General features: G+C 42.3%; 17 protein-coding genes and 1 pseudogene. 10 read left to right on the plus strand and 8 right to left on the minus strand.

What is annotated here, in order from left to right:
• The 5 genes from AABI20_RS06270 to rpmH all read right to left on the minus strand — a co-directional run bounded on the left by AABI20_RS06270 (position 1) and on the right by rpmH (position 3,121).
• Complete coding sequence (locus AABI20_RS06270; RefSeq protein WP_047975520.1) at positions 1 to 507, minus strand: MscL family protein; 507 nt, start codon at positions 505 to 507, stop codon at positions 1 to 3.
• A gap of 78 nt (positions 508 to 585) precedes the next feature.
• The gene (locus tag AABI20_RS06275; protein ID WP_047975519.1) at positions 586 to 1,509 is read right to left on the minus strand and encodes a magnesium transporter CorA family protein; all 924 of its coding nucleotides are present in this window, start codon (positions 1,507 to 1,509) and stop codon (positions 586 to 588) included.
• Between the two features lie 185 nt (positions 1,510 to 1,694).
• Positions 1,695 to 2,543 carry a membrane protein insertase YidC gene (locus AABI20_RS06280; RefSeq protein ID WP_288847035.1) on the minus strand — a complete coding sequence of 283 codons (849 nt, stop codon included), beginning with the start codon at positions 2,541 to 2,543 and terminating at the stop codon, positions 1,695 to 1,697.
• Positions 2,527 to 2,889 carry a ribonuclease P protein component gene (rnpA, locus tag AABI20_RS06285; protein WP_047975517.1) on the minus strand — a complete coding sequence of 121 codons (363 nt, stop codon included), beginning with the start codon at positions 2,887 to 2,889 and terminating at the stop codon, positions 2,527 to 2,529. Before rnpA ends, AABI20_RS06280 begins: the two co-directional genes overlap by 17 nt.
• A gap of 97 nt (positions 2,890 to 2,986) precedes the next feature.
• On the minus strand, positions 2,987 to 3,121 hold the full coding sequence (gene rpmH, locus AABI20_RS06290; RefSeq protein WP_047975516.1) for a 50S ribosomal protein L34: 135 nt from the start codon (positions 3,119 to 3,121) through the stop codon (positions 2,987 to 2,989).
• Between the two features lie 508 nt (positions 3,122 to 3,629).
• On the opposite strand from rpmH, the gene dnaA reads away from it, so the two are divergent.
• The 10 genes from dnaA (at position 3,630) to AABI20_RS06340 (ending at position 16,057) form a co-directional block, all read left to right on the plus strand.
• Positions 3,630 to 5,009: a chromosomal replication initiator protein DnaA gene (gene dnaA / locus AABI20_RS06295; protein WP_047975515.1), complete on the plus strand. Its 1,380-nt coding sequence runs from the start codon at positions 3,630 to 3,632 to the stop codon at positions 5,007 to 5,009.
• Positions 5,010 to 5,186: 177 nt separating this feature from the next.
• Positions 5,187 to 6,320, plus strand: coding sequence for a DNA polymerase III subunit beta (gene dnaN / locus AABI20_RS06300; RefSeq protein WP_047975514.1), 1,134 nt, complete (start codon positions 5,187 to 5,189; stop codon positions 6,318 to 6,320).
• A 205-nt stretch (positions 6,321 to 6,525) separates the two neighbouring features.
• Positions 6,526 to 6,927 (plus strand): S4 domain-containing protein YaaA, encoded by a 402-nt coding sequence (gene yaaA, locus AABI20_RS06305; protein ID WP_047975513.1) that lies wholly within the window; start codon positions 6,526 to 6,528, stop codon positions 6,925 to 6,927.
• The gene (recF, locus tag AABI20_RS06310; protein ID WP_047975512.1) at positions 6,918 to 8,036 is read left to right on the plus strand and encodes a DNA replication/repair protein RecF; all 1,119 of its coding nucleotides are present in this window, start codon (positions 6,918 to 6,920) and stop codon (positions 8,034 to 8,036) included. Before yaaA ends, recF begins: the two co-directional genes overlap by 10 nt.
• Before the next feature lie 23 nt (positions 8,037 to 8,059).
• Positions 8,060 to 10,054 (plus strand): DNA topoisomerase (ATP-hydrolyzing) subunit B, encoded by a 1,995-nt coding sequence (gene gyrB, locus AABI20_RS06315; RefSeq protein WP_288847067.1) that lies wholly within the window; start codon positions 8,060 to 8,062, stop codon positions 10,052 to 10,054.
• A 32-nt stretch (positions 10,055 to 10,086) separates the two neighbouring features.
• Positions 10,087 to 12,663, plus strand: a complete 2,577-nt coding sequence (gene gyrA / locus AABI20_RS06320; RefSeq protein WP_047975510.1) for a DNA gyrase subunit A — start codon at positions 10,087 to 10,089, stop codon at positions 12,661 to 12,663.
• 458 nt (positions 12,664 to 13,121) lie between these two features.
• Positions 13,122 to 13,778, plus strand: a complete 657-nt coding sequence (locus AABI20_RS06325) for an amino acid ABC transporter permease (RefSeq protein WP_047975509.1) — start codon at positions 13,122 to 13,124, stop codon at positions 13,776 to 13,778.
• A complete protein-coding gene (locus tag AABI20_RS06330) occupies positions 13,759 to 14,442 on the plus strand; it encodes an amino acid ABC transporter permease (RefSeq protein ID WP_047975508.1) in 684 nt (227 codons plus the stop codon). Before AABI20_RS06325 ends, AABI20_RS06330 begins: the two co-directional genes overlap by 20 nt.
• Entirely contained in the window at positions 14,432 to 15,172 is a 741-nt protein-coding gene (locus AABI20_RS06335) for an amino acid ABC transporter ATP-binding protein (RefSeq protein ID WP_338347142.1), read from the plus strand. The genes AABI20_RS06330 and AABI20_RS06335 overlap by 11 nt, the downstream gene beginning before the upstream one ends.
• A gap of 45 nt (positions 15,173 to 15,217) precedes the next feature.
• Positions 15,218 to 16,057, plus strand: coding sequence for a transporter substrate-binding domain-containing protein (locus tag AABI20_RS06340; RefSeq protein WP_047975506.1), 840 nt, complete (start codon positions 15,218 to 15,220; stop codon positions 16,055 to 16,057).
• Between the two features lie 100 nt (positions 16,058 to 16,157).
• Here AABI20_RS06340 and AABI20_RS06345 read toward each other — a convergent pair whose 3' ends face one another.
• From AABI20_RS06345 to AABI20_RS07610, 3 genes and pseudogenes are all read right to left on the minus strand, one after another.
• The gene (locus AABI20_RS06345; protein ID WP_338347145.1) at positions 16,158 to 16,577 is read right to left on the minus strand and encodes a LytTR family transcriptional regulator DNA-binding domain-containing protein; all 420 of its coding nucleotides are present in this window, start codon (positions 16,575 to 16,577) and stop codon (positions 16,158 to 16,160) included.
• Positions 16,480 to 16,914 (minus strand): response regulator, encoded by a 435-nt coding sequence (locus AABI20_RS06350; RefSeq protein ID WP_338347147.1) that lies wholly within the window; start codon positions 16,912 to 16,914, stop codon positions 16,480 to 16,482. Before AABI20_RS06350 ends, AABI20_RS06345 begins: the two co-directional genes overlap by 98 nt.
• A 75-nt stretch (positions 16,915 to 16,989) precedes the next feature.
• A pseudogene (locus AABI20_RS07610) lies at positions 16,990 to 17,091 on the minus strand (IS30 family transposase); the annotation flags it as partial.

Genomic DNA, 17,091 nt, shown 5'->3' on the forward strand with positions numbered 1-17,091 from the left:
CTAACTCTTTTGCTTGCTTTCTGCTAGTGCCTGCAAAACCTTTTCCTGCAGCTCATTATTCTTTTTAATCAAATCGTTGTTTTCTCGCTGCAATTTTTGCAAAGCCATCATATCCTCATGGGGTTCATCATAACCCCATTTTTCACTCTCCGAATTAATTAACTTATTATTAATAAATTGGATTGTATAATAAACCGCCAACGCAATCGAAATCATTGTTAAAAACGAAGTGATAAACGCTGACCAAGCTTGTTGCGTTGCCGCAAAGTACATCGGATGGTTTGGGGTAAAGAGCCATCGCCAAACAAAGGAAATAAAGCTAGCTAACAAGCTCACTAAGTCTTTGATTGCTCCACCAAAAGCATTACCAACAACGACCGAAATCACAAAGGTCAACAGATTCGGTGCAAACAAAAAGCGACGGAAAGAAACCCAGCCAGCAGAAGACTTCTCAAACAGTAAATCTCGCTGCTCGATAAATTCATTTTTCCGTTTTTTTCTCGACATAATATCCTCACAACATTTGCAATATTCTTGTTATAAATTTATTATACGGCAATGTGATATAAAAATCAGGGTCTTTGTCTACTTTTTCAAAAAACCATAATGATAGAACAAATAGGTCGCACCAATCATCATTAAGAACATGATAATGATGGTCACCCACCAGCCCGAAGCACCATGAGCAAAAGGCAGATAATCGACGTTTTCACCATAAAAACCGGAAACAATCGTTGGAATCGTAAAGACAATTGAATAGACAGTTAAGACCTTCATCGTCCAGTTCAAATCCCGATTTCCCAGTGATCCTGTCGCATCTGCAACAGCATTAATCACTTCCATTGCTAAACCAGCCATGTCCCGCGCCTGCTCAACCTCGACCCGAACGGCATCTAATCGATCCAAATCAGCTTCTAAAACGTGATTTTCATATGAACGTCGGATTTGGTCAAACATAATTAAATCGTTTGCCAACGAATTTTGGAGGTAAATCATCTGAATTTGCAGATGCAATAAATCATTAGTGTGCTTCGTTAGTTGCTTACGGCTACTAAACTGTGCTTGAATCGCCCGTCGTTGTCGGTTAATCTCGGTAATTTCATCACCAAACATCGTCATTAATGGGTAAATACCCGTCACCATAAATTCAAAGACCGACATTTCATCATCATCCGAACGATGAAAGGTAGCATCACCAGTTAAAAAATTTTTCTTAATGTAGTCCGTTGGTCGATGCGCAAAAGTGTATAAATTACCATTAACCAAAACAATCCCTAAAGGACGGGTCAAAACTGGTTCCGGTTCAGCTGAGATGACATCTAAAATAATCAAGGCCTCATCCGCTTCAGGATCAAATTCCATTCGAACACTTTCGTTATGGTCATCCGCATAGCCAATCATTTGTTCTGTTAAACCATGGTCGTCCAAAAGAGTTTTCTCGTCTGCAGGACTCATATCAGTGATATGGTACCAAGAAAACTTCGGTGTCTGCTTTAACATCTCAATCATGATGACCCTCCCCCTCACTAATTTTCAAAAAAAATAACATTAGATATCATAGCAAAAAAAACAGTCTAATTAAACCATCGTTCGTCAAACTTTTAAGACCATCAAACGCTCTTCTTTACTATAAAAGTAATCAAAGAAAAAAACCACAGCAAGTCATTGCTGTGATTTCATTTAAACAATAAAAATTAACGCTTTTTACGCTTCTTTGAACGTTGGGCTTTGCGAACCTTACGCGCCTTTTCTTTTTCCAAAGCCAAGGCTTCTTCACGTTCGCGGCGCATCTTGAATGGGTTTTGCAAGAAGAATGTTTGTACCATCTGGAACAAGTTTCCAACCACCCAGTAAAGAGAAACGGCAGAAGGAACAGCCAAAGCCGTAAACAAAATTAGGAATGGAAAGACATATGGCATTGCCTTTGTCATCGCGTTTTGCTGAGGGTTAGCCTGCGTCGACAGCCAAGAAGAACCAAAGGTAAACAAGGCAGCCAAAATCGGTAAGATGAGATAAGGATCTTGGTGACCCAAATTCAACCAAAGGAAAGAACCTGAACGCAACACAGGTGAATTATGAATTCCCTGGTATAAGGCAATCAAAACCGGCATTTGAACTAACAAAGGCAGCATTGAGGCAAAAGGGGAAATACCACGATCCTTGTAAAGTTGCTGCTGGGCGGCAGCTAACAACTGTCGACTCTCAGTATCACGACCAGGATAAGTATCCTGCAAGACCTTAATTTCATCTTGCAAGCCCTGCATCTTCTTCATGGAATCGACCTGATAAACCATCAATGGCAAAATCAGGAAACGAACAAAGACCGTAAAAACAATGATTCCAAGTCCATATGAAGATGAGAACCAAGAAGAAACGCCCAAAATCGAGCGAATAAAGATGGCCACAAAGCCACCCCACAGGCCAGAACCGGCAACATGGCCGCTATATGAAAGGTCAGCAAGAACAATGCCAACAATGGCCAATGCTGCTAAGAGCAATGGCAAAAAACCAATTGTTTTTACCCATTTATTGATTCGAGTCATGATTTTCATCCTTTAAAAGTTTCGCAAGCTTTAGAACATGTTCAAGTTGTTTCTTAATAAAAGCTTGGGACTGGTGTGCTGCAGCTGGTCTGGCAATCACTAAAATATCAACATGTGAATCCAACTTTGGTTTTAATTCCAAAAAAGCTTGTCGAATTCGTCTTTTAACAAAAACCCGGTCATGAGCCTTGCCGACTTTTTTACCAACTGAAAGCCCAAGACGGAAATGTTTTTGATTCTGTTTTTTTAACCGATATAAGACAAAATACTTATTTGCCACCGATTGATGGTGGTCAAAGACGTTTTGAAATTCGGCTGGTTTTTTAATCCGAAATGTCTTGCGCATGGTCTCTTACCTAAATCACCGTTCACTTATGTACACAGGAAAACCCTGCATTAAAAATCCAATAAAAATAAAAAGGCCACTGCATGCAGCGACCTGATTAGGCAGATAATACCTTACGGCCCTTAGCACGACGGCGAGCCAATACCTTACGGCCATTGCTAGTGCTCATACGCTTACGGAAACCGTGTACGCGTTCGCGATGACGCTTCTTTGGTTGGAATGTACGCTTCATCTATATTTCCTCCATTAATAATTTGTCTGCAAAATTTCTTGCAATTCGAGACTAAGCATACCACGGATCCGCCTTTGAGGCAAGTTTTGCACCAAAGTCTCCAGCTAAAATACTAAAAATTTTAAAATCGGGTCAAATCAGCTTTCCACGGCTTTATCCAAAAGAAAACCACAAGGTTGTGGACACAAGGGGACAATAACTGTCTTTTCACACCTTATGCCCGACTTATCCACATATCCACAGGTTGGGGACTGCTTTCTGGGGATAACGTTGAAAAAGTCAGGAAAAACGAGCATAATCCCCTTTTCGACGTTGATAACTTTGTTGATATGTGGATAACCCGAAAATTTGTTCCCTTTCTTCTCCACATGACAGACAGTTATTAGTCCCCAAGCGGGATAACTTTCTTTTTATTCGCTTTCCTGTGGATAACTAGTCTTTCCCCCTTTTTTTTGCTATAATATTCAGCATAGCTTCATCCGTTATCTAATTTTTCTTGGAGATTTACATGTCAAAACAACTTGATCCCGACGTCCTCTGGAAAGAGGTCAGTCTCAGACTTTACAAAACAACCGGTCCTGTCAGTTTTGAAGCAATGATCGCCCCACTTACGCCAATTGGCTTTAAAGATGGCAAACTTGTTTTATCTGTCCCTGCCGACCATGCCGCTGATATCATCCAGGCATGGAATACACAACAATATGCCATGGACTTCGTCCAACATGCCAACGAAATTACCGGTGACTTCATTCGGCCAGAACTAAAGGTCGAAGAAGACAGCGAATCCGAAACAAACGCTCATTTCAACGGCTACAACGAACCCACCCAAATTCCTTTCTCCCAAGAAAACGATTTAAATTCTGATTTTACATTTGATAAATTCGTCAAAGGTGCCGGGAACGAAAACGCCTTAGCAGTGGCCTTGGCTGTTGCTGAAGCACCCGGCAAAGTTTACAACCCCTTCCTTATTTATGGAGGGGTTGGTTTGGGTAAGACACATTTAATGCAGTCCATTGGTAACGAATACGCCACTACCCATCCAAATGCCAGCATCAAATATGCGACAGCAGAAGACTTTTTAAATGACTTTACAGATTCACTTCGTGAAGGAAACAAGGCCGATTCCAATGCAACGGCTAAATTTAAAAAAACATACCGATCGCTCGATATGCTTTTAATTGATGATATTCAGTTTTGGTCGGGTAAGGAAAAAGTGCAAGAAGAGTTCTTCAACACCTTTAATGCCCTAACGAAGGCCGGCAAGCAAATTGTGATGACTTCTGACCGATACCCAACCGATATTCCTGACTTGCTGACTAGGTTAACCTCTCGCTTTGAAGCTGGCATTACTCAGGACATTCAAAAGCCTGATTTGCCAACCCGAGTCGCTATTTTGCGGAACTTGCAGGAACGTAATGATCTCGATATTCCAAACGAGGTCCTGGAATTAATTGGCGAAAAAATTGATACCAACGTCCGTTCTTTGGAAGGAGCCTTTCACAAGTTTGAAGCCAAGATTCGCTTCATGAACAAGCCGGCAACCATTGAAACGGCCCAATCAATCTTAACCGAGTTGAATATCGACCAAGGCAAAAAGATTACGGTGGAACGGATTCAAGAAACCGTCGCCAACTACTTTATGCAAACAATTGCCGATATGCAGGGATCCCGACGCCAGGCTGATTTAGTCACGGCAAGACATATCGCCATTTACCTCACCCGTACCATGACAAACAAATCATTACCCGATATTGGCCGATCATTTGGTGGCCGCGATCACTCATCCATTTCGCACGCCTACAACAAGGTAGCCGAACAGGTTGAAACGGAACCAAAAACAAAGGAACTGATTGAAGACCTCGCAAACGAGATAAAAAACGGGAAATAAGCCTTGTGGATAACACTTTCTTTTCTTTCAAGTTAGTCCCGAAGTTATCAACAGGCAAAAAGTGAGTAAATTAGGCCTCATTCATCAATCCCCCGTTTCCACAGCCCTTATTATTACTACTAGTTAAATAATACTAATATAATATAGATGTACCGACCATAAAGGAGGCCGTGCGCCATGAAATTTTCGATTAACCGTCAAGCCTTTATCAAAGCTTTAAATGATGTTGCTCGCGCAATTTCATCTCGAACAACCATTCCGATTTTGACAAACATTAAATTGGATTTGACTGAGGAAGATCTTGTCTTAACTGGATCAAATGCTGATATCTCGATTAAGATTGCACTGGAAGCCAGTGATACCACCAATGAATTGGTTGTTGAAAGTACAGGTGGCATTACTTTACCAGCAACTTTCTTTATTAATATCGTGAAGCATTTGCCTGCCGACAAGATGACACTTGAAATTGATGGTTTGCAAGCTTTGATTACTTCTGGCTCAGCATCATTTAAGATTAATGGCCAACCAAGTTCCGCTTATCCAAAATTACCTGAATTATCAGAAAGCAAATCATTAAAAGTTTCAGCTGCTCAATTAGTTGAAATTATTGCGCAAACAAAAATTTCGGCTTCAACGCAAGAAAGTCGGCCAATCTTAACGGGAATCCATTTAACGTTGGATGGGAATCAAATTAAAGCCGTCACAACTGATTCACACCGTTTATCGCAACGAATCGTAACGCTAACTGGCACTGAAAATACCGATAAGGTATCCGTGATTATTCCAGCAAAAGCCTTTAATGAATTGCAATCGTTGTTAGATGGACAAAACCGTGTTGAAATTAAGCTTTCAAGTAACCAGGCTGCTTTTATCTTTGGCAAGACAACTTTCTATTCACGCTTGTTGGAAGGGAATTATCCAGAAACTGATCGCTTGATTCCAAGTGAAGCAACTACCGAACTGCAAATTGATGCCGCTGCTTTATCAGGTGCTATCGATCGTGCTTCCCTGCTGTCACACGAATCACGCAATAACGTGATTTTGCTGACCATTAAAGATGGTCAAGCACAACTTTCTGGAAATTCACAAGAAGTTGGTCAAGTGAAAGAAGAGTTAACAGCTGAAAAGGTTGTTGGCGAAGATTTGGAAATTTCCTTTAACCCGGATTATGTTCGTGATGCCTTGCGCGTTTTGCAGGGAAAGACTGTTGAATTGAAGTTTACAACGAACTTACGGCCCTTCATCATTATTCCTGAGGGTGAAACCGATAATAAACAACTTCAGTTGGTAACACCAGTCCGCACATTTTAATCAATTTTTTAGAAAAAGACGGCTCATTCTGATGGCCGTCTTTTTTTGTGCCATTTTGCACAAAAAAGCCTTCTACTGCTTTTTTATTTGTTTAGTGTGAATGCCCAAAAGAAAGAAATTGAGCTAAAAACGGCTCTCAGGGGCAAATTAGCGTAAGTATGGTATAATAACGGGGTAAGTATTTACCAAGAAATCGGGGAAAACGATGGCTGAACGCGTAGCAATTAAAACCGCTTATATTACCCTGGCCCAGTTGCTTAAAATGGAAAACATTATTGCTTCTGGTGGGCAGGCAAAAGCTTTTCTCGCTGAGCAATCAGTGTTGTTAAATGGCGAAGAAGAAAATCGTCGGGGCAAGAAATTGTACCCAGGTGACCAGGTTGACTTCCAAGGAGCGCGCTATTTGATTGATCATCAAAGCGCAGAGGAAGATGCCGAAGAGGCTGAAAAACAGGCAATCTTAGCTCGGTTTGCTGCTGGCCAAAAGCAAGCAGCGCACAAGGAAAAGAAACGCCAAACAGCGATTTCTCGTCAACAACGGGCGAATAAAAAAGCGGCTCAGCGGTCATCGAATCAAAAGCCGAGTGGACCAGGCTCTTGGAACTAAGCGAGCTGTCCCTCAGCCATTTTCGTAATTACGATCAAACTGATTTGCATTTCCAAAGCGGGATTAACGTCTTTTTAGGGGAAAACGCCCAGGGAAAAACGAACCTCTTGGAAAGCATCTACGCGCTGGCATTGGCCCGCTCTCACCGAACAAAAACCGATAAGGATTTAATTCAGTGGGGACAAAAAGAGGCCAAAATTACTGGGCGAATCAAAAATCGCTTCGGTCAAACCCCCCTTTCCCTTTCTTGGTCGGCTAAAGGCAAGCAGGCTCGGGTTAATCACCTCGATCAATCCCGGCTGTCAACTTACATTGGCCAACTAAACGTCATTTTATTTGCTCCGGAAGACCTGGACTTGGTTAAGGGAGCGCCGACGGTTAGGCGCCGTTTTATCGATATCGAGTTTGGACAGATGAACAAACTCTATTTACAGCAAAGTAGCCAGTATAAAAAAATTCTCAAAGATCGTAACGCCTATCTGAAGGCTTGGGCACAGGGTGGCCAGCGTGACCAAATCTTTTTAGATGTCTTAACGGAGCAGCTAATTGACGTCGCTAGTCAAATTATTTTGGCGCGACAGAAATTTTTAAACAAATTAGAAGCTCAGGCAAATCAGATTCATCAGGAAGTAGCGAGTCAAAAAGAAGTTTTGACCTTGCATTACCAAACGGCGATTTCAGTTGAAGAGGATATGCAAAAAGACCAAGTACAAGAGGCCCTTTCGTTGGTCTTTGAGAAGAATGCCGATCGAGAGAAGCGGCAAGGCACTACTTTGGCAGGACCACATCGAGATGATTTTATTATTGATGTGAACCAAGCCAATGTGGCGGTTTTTGGGTCACAAGGACAACAGCGAACGGCGGCCCTTGCCCTAAAACTTGGTGAAATCGAGTTGATGCATCAAGAAACGGGTGAATACCCCGTTTTGCTCTTGGATGATGTTTTAAGTGAGTTGGATGCCAACCGGCAGACACACCTCTTAATGGCCATTCAAGACAAGGTTCAAACCTTTATCACAGCTCCTTCCCTAACGGAAGTGGCTCGTCAGTTGATTAAGGAACCTAAAATTTTTATCGTCAAGGCCGGTCATGTTCAAGTGGAAGAGTAGCCATGATGGCGTAAAGGAGAATGATGGCAGAGCAAGAGTATCCAGAAAATCAAGAAGTTGCCGCAGTAAATCCAGAAGAAACAAGTCAAATGCATACGGATGCGGATGCCTATAATGCGGACCAAATTCAAGTTTTGGAAGGCTTAGAGGCCGTTCGAAAGCGTCCAGGGATGTATATTGGGACAACGACGGCGCAAGGTTTGCACCACCTCGTTTGGGAAATTGTCGATAATGGAATTGATGAAGCCCTTGCTGGTTTTGCTAGCCATATTACCGTGACAATCGAGAAGGATAACTCCATCACCGTCACAGATGATGGTCGTGGAATTCCGGTTGATATCCAGTCAAAGACGGGCAAGCCAGCCTTGGAAACCGTCTTTACGATTTTGCATGCCGGTGGAAAGTTTGGCGGCGGCGGGTATAAGGTTTCTGGTGGTCTTCACGGTGTTGGAGCCTCTGTTGTTAATGCCCTTTCAACGTCACTGGATGTCCAAGTTGTTCGTGATGGCCAACTCTACTATATGGATTTCCAAACGGGTCATGTCAAAACCCCGATGACAAAAAAAGATGGGCCATTGCCAATCGAACGAGGTACAATCGTTCACTTCAAGCCCGATGCTGATATTTTCCAAGAAACAACCGTTTATAATTATCAAACTTTGTTAACACGAGTTCGCGAATTAGCCTTCTTGAACAAAGGGTTGCGGATTTCAATCGAGGATAAGCGCTCGGATGAACCACTGAAGGAATCTTTCCATTTTGAGGGTGGTATTAAGGAATACGTTTCTTTCCTTGATGAAGACAAGCAAGCTTTGTTTGATCAACCAGTCTATGTTGAAGGTGAAGAAAACGGCATCGTCGTTGAAGTTGCCTTGCAATACACAACTGGTGTCAAAGAAAACCTGAAGACATTTACCAATAACATCAACACCTATGAAGGTGGTACGCATGAAACCGGCTTTAAGACAGCTTTGACTCGCGTGATTAACGACTATGCTCGGAAGCAAAAGATTATTAAAGAAGGGGCCGAATCATTAACCGGAGAAGATGTCCGGGAAGGTATGACGGCCATTGTTTCAATTAAGCACCCAGACCCTCAGTTTGAGGGTCAAACAAAGACAAAGTTGGGAAATTCGGATGCCCGTCAGGCAACTGATCGGATGTTCTCTGAGACTTTTTCACGCTTTATGATGGAAAACCCAGCTGTCGCTAAGCAAATCGTTGAAAAAGGTTCGCTAGCACAACGGGCTCGTTTATCAGCCAAGCGAGCTCGCGAAATGACCCGAAAGCAGTCTGGTTTGGAAATTTCAAACTTGCCTGGTAAATTAGCCGATAATACTTCAAAGGATCCTGAAATTTCAGAACTCTTTATTGTCGAGGGTGATTCCGCCGGTGGTTCTGCTAAACAAGGTCGTAACCGCTTGACACAGGCTATTTTGCCAATTCGTGGAAAAATCTTGAACGTTGGGAAAGCAACGCTTGACCGGGTTCTGGCCAACGAAGAAATTCGTTCCCTCTTTACAGCCTTGGGTTCTGGTTTTGGGGATGACTTTAATGTTGAAAAGGCCAATTACCACAAGATTATTATCATGACGGATGCCGATGTCGATGGCGCTCATATTCGAACATTGTTGTTGACGCTGTTCTACCGCTACATGCGTCCAATGGTTGATGCTGGCTATATTTATATCGCCCAGCCACCTTTGTACGGTGTTTCTTTGGGAAATTCCAAGAATATGACTTATTTGGATTCCGATAAAGAACTAGAAGACTACTTGGCTCAATTACCAAGTAATGCTAAGCCAAAGGTTCAGCGGTATAAGGGTCTTGGAGAGATGGATTATGATCAGTTAGCGGATACAACGATGGACCCTGCTAATCGACGGTTGTTACGGGTTGACCCGGCCGATGCCGAAGAAGCCGATGCTGTGATTGATATGTTAATGGGTGGCGATGTGCCACCACGGCGTCAGTTTATCGAGGATAACGCGGTCTTTGTTCAAGACCTCGATATTTAATTGTCGGTCGTGTTTGACGAGGAGTAAACGAAATGCCAGAAGAAATGGATACTCGGATTCAAAATACGCATTTGTCCGAGCAAATGAAGACATCATTCTTGTCCTATGCCATGTCAGTAATCGTGGCCCGGGCATTGCCTGATGTCCGCGATGGAATGAAGCCCGTTCATCGTCGAATTTTGTATTCGATGATTGAACAAGGCAATACGCCGGATAAGCCCCATAAGAAATCAGCCCGTATCGTCGGGGATGTTATGGGTAAATACCACCCTCACGGTGATTCAGCAATTTATGAATCAATGGTCCGGATGGCACAGGATTTTTCATACCGCTACATGCTTGTTGACGGCCACGGAAACTTTGGTTCTGTCGATGGTGATAGTGCCGCTGCCATGCGATATACCGAAGCACGTTTGTCGAAAGTGGCGATGGAAATGGTCCGTGACCTGAACAAAGATACGGTCGATTTTGTGCCGAACTACGATGGTGAAGAACGCGAGCCAGAGGTTTTGCCTGCTCGAATCCCAAACCTCTTGGTCAACGGGGCAACGGGAATCGCCGTTGGAATGACAACCAACATCCCAACGCACAATTTGGGTGAAGTTATTTCGGCCTTGCATATCTTGATGAACAATCCGGAAGCAACAACCGCTGATTTGATGGAAGCATTGCCTGGTCCTGATTTCCCAACTGGCGGTATCGTGATGGGTAAGGCTGGGATCCGAAAGGCCTACGAAACTGGTCGTGGGACGATTACGATTCGGGCCAAGGTCGATATTGAAACGACAAAATCAGGTCGGGAGCAGATTATTGTAACCGAACTCCCCTATGCCGTTAACAAGGCGCGCTTGATTGAACGAATTTCGGAGTTAGCTCGCGATAAGAAGATTGAAGGCATTACCGGTATTCGCGATGAAACCGATCGTGAAGGCTTGCGAATTTCAATTGACGTTAGACGGGATTCTTCCGCTTCAGTTATTTTAAATAACTTGTACAAGCAAACCCTTTTGCAGACTGGGTTCTCTTTCAACATGTTGGCCATCGACCATGGTGCCCCTAAGACACTGAGTTTGAAGGAAATCCTGGTTGCTTATCTGAACCACCAGCGTTCTGTTATTCGTCGTCGGACGATCTTTGACTTAAAGAAGGCCGAAGCACGGGCACATATCTTAGAGGGCTTGCGCATTGCCCTCGACCACATTGATGCAATTATCAATATTATCCGTTCATCTAAGACATCTGATGAAGCCAAGACGCGCTTGATTGAAGGTTACGACCTTTCTGACAAGCAGTCACAGGCTATTTTGGATATGCGTTTGGTCCGGTTGACCGGTTTGGAACGCGATAAGTTAGAGGATGAATACCAAAAGTTGGTTGCTTTAATTGCTGATTTGAAAGATATCTTGGCCCACCAGGAACGAATCGATCAGTTGATTTACGATGAATTACTTGAAATTCAAAACCGCTTTGGTGACCTACGTCGGACTGAATTACAAGTCGGTGATGTGACCAGCATCGAAGACGAAGATTTGATTGAAGAAGAAGATGTGATTGTTACTTTGACCAATAACGGCTACATCAAGCGAGTGCCAGCGAGTGAATTCAAGGCACAAAACCGTGGTGGCCGTGGTGTTCAGGGAATGAATCTGAATGATGAAGACTTTGTAGACCAGTTGGTGAACCTTTCAACTCACGATTCCCTCTTCTTCTTTACCAACAAGGGGAAGGTCTATCGGATGAAGGGTTACGAAATTCCTGAATACGGTCGTCAGGCCAAGGGAATCCCCGTAATTAATCTTTTGAACTTTGAAGAAGATGAAAAGATTCAAACTCTTCTTTCTGTTAACGGTAATCCGGCTGAAAGCCAGGATAACCTTTTCTTTGTCACCCGTAAGGGTGTTGTCAAACGAACACAGGTGCAAGACTTTGCCCATATCCGGACGTCCGGTTTGAAGGCCTTGACCCTTCGCGACGATGATGAAATTTTGAAGGTCTTGCAGACAGATGGCTTGCAAAATATTGTGATTGCCACGATGAATGGTTACTCTGTGACCTTTGCGGAAGAAGCGGTCCGTCTCATGGGTCGTGGCGCCGCGGGTGTTCGAGGAATCAACTTGCGTGACGGGGATGAAGTAATTGGTGCCGATATCCTAACGCCAGACTCTAAGGTTTTTGTGATTAGTCAAAAAGGCTATGGAAAGCAAACAGCTGCCACAGAATACCCTGTGAAGGGCCGTGGTGGTAAAGGAATTAAGACAGCAACCATTACCGAAAAGAACGGACCTTTGGCCGGAATGGTCACGGTTGATGGCGATGAGGACATCATGGTCACGACTGATCAAGGCGTCATGATTCGTTTCAGCGTTGATACGGTTAGTCAAACTAGTCGAGCAACGCAAGGCGTTCGTTTGATTCGTTTGGAAGACGACAGTAAGGTAGCAACCTTGACGAAATTGGAACCGGTTGAGATGGACGCTGAGAGTCCAGAAGCTGCTTTGGTTGAAAGCCAGGAAGAAGCAGATAATAGCCAGTCCCCCGTTAGCGACCAAGTTAGTGACTTAGTTGCTCGAGCAGAGGCTGACCAAAACGATACAGATTCTGAACAATAATTAAAATAAAACGCCACGGTATTGAAGGATGAATCGTCCTTGATTGAAAGACCGTGGTTTTTTTTACCAGAAGTCAAGCTTATCAAGGGTTTTGACTTCTTTTCTTTTGCTAAAACTAATGATTTTATTTTGGATAAAAATGAGAAAGTTGACATTTTAAACTCATCAATATATAATCATTTTAGATTAAGAGAAAAGAGGAGGACCACTCATGCGAATGTGTATGCAACGAACATATCGAGAACGTGATAAACACAAAAGTTGAGAAGATGGTCCTCAAAATAAGTTACGCATAGATTTTCGTTGCATTGTTTGATAATAGCTACCAGTAGTATTAGATGACTTTTGGAATGGAGCAAGATGCGATTGAAAGGCAACTTCAATTTTTGGAGTTGCTTTTTTTGTGGCTTTTTTTTGAGGATACCGTTGATTCTCGTTGTGGAAATAGGGAGAATTTTATGTCTTGGATATACATCCAACAGGCAATTCCGGCTTTTATTAACGGCTTTTTTCTAACGTTAAAATTGGCCACCATTGGGATTATCGGTGCCCTTTTGCTAGGAATTGTTGTTGCGTTTTGGCTTTACTATCAAGTTATTGGCCACCATGTATTGCGGCTTTATATAGCCGTCTCACGAAATACGCCGTTACTAATCCAACTATTTTTTATTTACTATGGCTTGCCGGGCATTGGTTTAAAAATACCGGCCGAGCAGACAGCCATCCTTGGCCTGATTTTTCTAGGTGGGTCTTATATGGCCGATGCTTTCTTAGGTGGCCTGGAGGCAGTGCCTAAGATTCAGGTGGAATCAGGGCAAGTGGTTGGATTAAGTACCTGGCAACTGGCACGATATGTTATTTTTCCGCAAGGAATTTTGTATTCGCTGCCAGCGATTGGTGCCAATATTATTTTTTTAATTAAGGAAACGTCCATCTTTACAGTGATTGCCATTCCCGAGATTACCAATACGGCATTAGACCTGATTGGTCAAAATTATCGCAGTAATGAATATTTATTAATGATGGTTGTTAGTTATGCAATTATTTTAATTCCCCTTTCGCTGGGACTTTCTTGGTTTGAAAGGAGGCTGCGCCGTGTTAACTTCAGCAATTAATCTTATTCTGGCTGGAACGAACCTTAGTCGATTGATTGAGGGGTTGGGTGTGACGATTGAAATTTCTTTTTTGTCCATTTTCTTTGGCACAATTCTTGGTGGCTTTTTGGGTTTGTTGTGGTCGAACGTTACAGGGGTTGAACGAGGATTTTTCCGCACTTATTTGGAAATTTTTCGAATCGTGCCAACGATTCCCCTGCTCTTTTTGTTTTATTACACTTTTCCGCGGGATTTAAATTTCAATTTACCCGCAACAGTAGTGAGCGTTTTGGTTTTCTCACTATGGTTTGGCGCCGAATTTTCAGATATTGTCCGTGCCGCGGTTCAGTCGGTTGCGAAGGGACAAAAAGAAAGTGCCTATGCAATTGGACTGACGACTTGGCAGAGTTATCGCTACGTCCTGCTACCTCAAAGCTTGGTCAATATCTTGCCAGCATATATTAATTTGAGTACGCGGATTATTAAGACAACTTCTATCTTGTTATTGATATCTGTGACGGAAGTCATTACGGTTGGCCAGCAAATCATTGAAGCCAATTCGTCGAATCGAGCGGTACCACTTGTCGTTTACGGTCTAATTGCCCTTTTTTATTTTTCAATCAATGGCACCCTCACCTGGTTAAGCAAGAAAATTGAAAGGAAAGTCGTTGCTAATGACAGATGAAATAATTCAAGTAAGGCACTTAAATAAAAAATTTGGCGACAAAGTCGTTTTAACAGATATTAACCTCACCATTCCCAAAAATAAGGTAACCGTGGTTCTGGGGCCATCTGGTTCAGGGAAATCAACGTTGATTCGTACTTTTAATGGGCTCGAATCATTTGATAGCGGCGATTTAGAAATTTTCGGTCAAAAGATTGACCCACATGATAAAAAAGCCTTTGCGGTCATCAAACATGAAATTGGCATGGTCTTTCAAAGTTATGATCTCTTTCCGAATCGAACGGTGATGCAAAACATTACCTTAGGACCATTGAAAGTTCAAAAAAGAAATGAAAAAGAAGTTCTTGGCCAGGCAAGGCAATTACTTGCTGAAGTCGGATTAGAAAAATTTGAAAATTATTATCCACGGCAATTATCCGGGGGTCAAAAGCAACGAGTGGCCATAGTGCGTGCGCTGATTTTAAATCCAAAACTAATGCTCTTTGATGAAGTAACGGCATCACTTGATCCGGAAATGGTTCGTGGGGTCTTGGGAATTCTCAAACAATTAGCCGAGCAGGACTTAACGATGGTTGTGGTCACCCATGAAATGAATTTTGCCAAACAAGTTGCTGACAAGGTCATCTTTTTGGATAGCGGTGAAATTGTGGAAGAACAAGCTGGGCAAAAATTCTTTCAGGAACCACAAACAAAACGGGCTCGCGTTTTTTTGGAGAGTATGTCTTTTTAGAACAAAGAAACTAGGTATTAATTAAGATTAATAAGGAGAAAAACAATGAAAAAGAAAATTATTTGGTCATTAGTAGCTGTGTTGGTTATTATTGTTGGTATTTTTAGTGTCCATGCGCTCACCTCAAAGGACAGTTCAAGTCAAAATGGTCGCACTATTCAGCAAATTAAAAAATCTGGTGAAATTAAAATTGCTGTCTTTGGTGATTTGAAACCTTACGGTTGGGTTGATCAAAACGGTAATCGTCAGGGATACGATATTGCTTTGGCTAAGAAAATCGGCCAAGACCTCGGCGTTAAGGTTAAGTACGTGCAGGTTAACGCCAATGCCCGAGTTGATGCTCTTAATTCTGGCAAGGCCGACATTGCCCTCGCTAATTTCACGGTCACGCCAGAAAGAAAGCAAGTAATTGATTTTGCCAAACCATACATGAAGGTTTCAATCGGTGTCGCTTCAAAGAAAGCAAGCTTAATTACCAACGTTAATCAGTTAAACGGTAAGAATTTGATTGTCAACAAGGGAACAACGGCTGAAACATACTTTACGCAAACGTACAAAAATGCCAAGTTATTGAAGTTTGACTCAAAGACACAACAGTTTGCTGCCTTGAGCGACGGACGAGCAGATGCCATTACGGATGATAATTCATATCTCTTTGCCTGGGTTAAGGATCACCCAGACTATCAGGTCGGCATTAAGCAATTAGGTGACCAAGCCTATATCGCCCCAGGTGTTCAAAAGGGTAACAAGAGTGTTTTGAATTGGACTAACGATGAAATTAAGAAGTTGAACAACAACGGCTTCTTTACGGGCGATTATCAACAGAACTTGGCACCGTTCTTTGGGGATGATGTTAAGGCAAGTGATATTACGATTAATAAGTAATTTTGAATGACTTATCCCTCCCCTTTGTTTATCCAATCGTTTAAATCAGTTTTCAAAAAAACATCACAACCACACTATCCGTGGTCGTGATGTTTTTTTTTTAATCATTGCGCTTGAAGTTTGGATTTTCATCTTTGCTTGGTGGTTGAGTAAACCAAGTCGTGTGCATTCGGACTTCGCTTGCATAGCGACGAGAAACGGGTAAGGCATTGCCGGTTGAGAGCGTAATAATTTTTTTCTTGGGTTGGTAGTCCTTTAAGTAGTTTAAATTAATCGCAAAGCTTGAGTGAATTTGACAAATATCTTTATGGAGTGGGACAACGGTTTTAAGTGTGGCCCTGATTTTTGTGATACGGTCGTGTTCATGCAAAATAAGGTGATGAGTCCCCTTTTCACATGAGATATAAATGATATGTGTTAGGTCAATTAAAATTGACCGTGTTCCGTTTGGAAAACGCACAAAAATTGGTTTTGTATAAAAAAATTTTGTGAAGATTGTACTGAGCTTTTTCAATGGCACGTAAAAGACGCTTTTGAAAAGCTAAATCACGGTCATTCTTAATAATGAAGTCTAAAACCCCTACTTGGTACTCGAAACAGTAGTTAGCCAATCGACTGTCTTCCGCTAAGAGAATGATTTGGGCGTTGGGATTGTTCTTCTTAACTAATTCGGCAGTTTGAAAGCCAATTTTTTCGTGACCACGGATTTCCAAATCAATAATTAAAATTGGACCTCTTTTATTTGAATGAATCGCGAGTAAAAGTTCTCGTGGAGTTTCAAAAATATGTGGATCGGTTAAAATTTTACGGAACAAGCGCTGGTCACGCTTCTTTGTTGTTAGAATATAGCAAGCCATATTCGCCTCCTTTCCCGTTTAGAAACCTTTCTAAATAAATGGATGAAATTGATAAGTACTATTAGTTAAGGCAGATTACAAGTTTAATTCGAACGCATCCGTAAAAACTTCCAATGGTGTTTGATAATGATGTAATTTCATGGGCCGCTTGTTAATGAGTTCAACCGCCTCATATAA

Origin of the sequence: Fructobacillus cardui (assembly GCF_963580785.1) — a bacterium.
In the GTDB taxonomy this organism is placed as follows: Bacteria; Bacillota; Bacilli; order Lactobacillales; family Lactobacillaceae; genus Fructobacillus; species Fructobacillus cardui.